This window comes from Mycobacterium sp. E136, from assembly GCF_001666865.1.
GTDB lineage: Bacteria > Actinomycetota > Actinomycetes > Mycobacteriales > Mycobacteriaceae > Mycobacterium.
In genome coordinates, this window is record NZ_LZJE01000002.1 from 1 (window position 1) to 1,052 (window position 1,052).

Genomic DNA, 1,052 nt, shown 5'->3' on the forward strand with positions numbered 1-1,052 from the left:
CAAGCACATCGACGACTACGCGACCTCGCCGCTGTTCTCCGACGACGAGCGCGCCGCGATCGCCTACGCCGACGCGATGACCACCGACCCGCACACCATCACCGATGAGCAGGTCGACGACCTTCGGCAGCGGTTCGGCGACGACGGCGTCATCGAGCTGACGTATCAAATCGGCGTGGAGAACATGCGGGCGCGGATGTACTCGGCGCTGGGAATCACCGAGCAGGGCTTCGGTTCCGGCGACTCGTGCCGCGTTCCGTGGGCTTCCGACGAGCGCTTGCGCGAGGAGACGACGGCTACAGACGAGCCTTCAACGGTGAACCGGTGAACTTGTCCGGGTTGGCGATATCCCAAATCGCGCAGACCTTGCCGTCGCGCACGGTCATCGCGGTGACGCGCGGCATGACCTCCGGGTAGCCATCGTTGGCCGGTGAGCCGGAGAGGTAGCTGCCCAGCTGTCCGTTGACGTTCGCCAGCTGGCTCGACGACAGGAACTGCGGTCCGTATCGTCGGACCAGTCCGAACAGGAACCGGGCCACTTTCTCCGGTCCGTGGATGACGCGCGGTGCGGTGGGTGCCCGGCGGTTCGAGTCGCCGGTGAAGGTGACATCCGGATGCAGCAGCGCCACAACGGCTTCCATGTCGCCCGACGCCAGCGCCGCCATCAGCGCGCCCGCCACCTCGTTGTGGGCCTCGTCGGGAACCGGTGGCGGCGCATCGGCAACGGCCCGACGAGCGCGCGACGCGAGTTGCCGAGCCGCCGCCTCGCCGATTCCGAGCACGTCGGCGATCTCCGCGAAGGGTACCGAGAAGCCGTCGTGCAGCACGAAAGCCACCCGCTGGTCGGGCGTGAGCCGCTCGAGCACCACCATCGCGGCGAACCGGGCGTCCTCGCCCGCAACCACCGCCGCCAACGGGTCGTCGCTGTCCAGCGGGACGACAACCGGCTCCGGAAGCCATTCGCCCACATAGGTTTCGCGTCGGCGTAGGCGATCGCGGCGCGCTCGTCGTCGGAGAACAGCGGCGAGGTCGCGTAGTCGTCGATGTGCTTG

Annotated in this window: 1 protein-coding gene and 2 pseudogenes; 1 reads left to right on the forward strand and 2 read right to left on the reverse strand. The window is 68.2% G+C overall.

The annotated features are described in order from the left end of the window. The coding region (locus A5698_RS28815; RefSeq protein WP_197506579.1) for a carboxymuconolactone decarboxylase family protein at positions 1-328 on the forward strand (328 nt) is incomplete at its 5' end. Here A5698_RS28815 and sigJ read toward each other — a convergent pair. Together sigJ and A5698_RS29930 are read right to left on the reverse strand one after the other, a co-directional pair. Further along, a pseudogene (sigJ, locus tag A5698_RS00080) lies at positions 297-1,001 on the reverse strand (RNA polymerase sigma factor SigJ); the annotation flags it as partial. The gene A5698_RS28815 and the pseudogene sigJ sit on opposite strands and share 32 nt — an antisense overlap. Then, positions 977-1,052: pseudogene (locus A5698_RS29930) on the reverse strand (carboxymuconolactone decarboxylase family protein); the annotation flags it as partial. The pseudogenes A5698_RS29930 and sigJ, both read right to left, overlap by 25 nt.